This window comes from Bacillus sp. Nf3, from assembly GCF_003028545.1.
Classification (GTDB): Bacteria; Bacillota; Bacilli; order Bacillales; family Bacillaceae; genus Bacillus; species Bacillus safensis.
Map to the genome: position 1 here is coordinate 1 of NZ_PYUA01000030.1, position 756 is coordinate 756.

A 756-nucleotide genomic window follows, 5' to 3' on the forward strand; every position below is an offset into this window, starting at 1 on the left:
AGCACGATGGTCAGCACCACGCCGCCCATCACCAGAATCATGGTCGGCTCCAGCAATGCGGTCAGTGCCATCGCACGGCGTTCGATCTCGCGCGAGATGGTCTGTGCGGCGCGATCCAGCAGTGGTGCAAGCGCGCCGGTCTTCTCGCCGCTGGCCACCAGATGCACCAGGATCGGCGGATACACTTTCTGCACCTTCAACGCCGAGCCCAATGCCGCGCCTTCGCGCACCCGCGCGGACACATCATCGGCGCAGCGCGTCAGCAATGCATTGCCAAGCGTCTGTCGTGCCGCCTCCAGCGCACGCAGCAGCGGCACACCGGCATCGAGCAGGATCGCCAGCGTCGAGGCAAAGCGCGCACTGTTCACGCCCAGCACGAAGCGCCCGACCATCGGCACCCTCAGCAGCAGCGCATCCCAGCGCAGGCGCAGCTCGGGCCGGCGCAGCGCCAGCCGCCACGCCACCACCAACGCAGCAAGGCCCAGCCCCACCCACACGCCCCAGCTGCGTACGAATGCACTGGCCGCCAGCATCACCTGGGTCAGCATCGGCAGCGTCTGCCGCGCCTGCACGAACGCGGTCACTACCTGTGGAACCACGTAGCTGAGCAGGAAGATCACGATCGCCACCGACACCAGGCTGATCGCCGCCGGGTAGATGAAGGCGGTCAGCACCTTGGCCTGCAGCGCGTTGCGCTCCTCGATGTAGTCGGCCAGTCGCTCCATCACCCGTGCGAGGTCGCCGGAGTCTTCCCCT

General features: G+C 67.3%; 1 protein-coding gene. It reads right to left on the bottom strand.

Annotation, left to right across the window (positions count from 1 at the left end; all coding sequences use genetic code 11):
- Positions 1 to 756, bottom strand: a 756-nt coding sequence (locus C9414_RS20700; protein ID WP_181286181.1) for a type II secretion system F family protein, incomplete at both ends; no start/stop codon positions are given.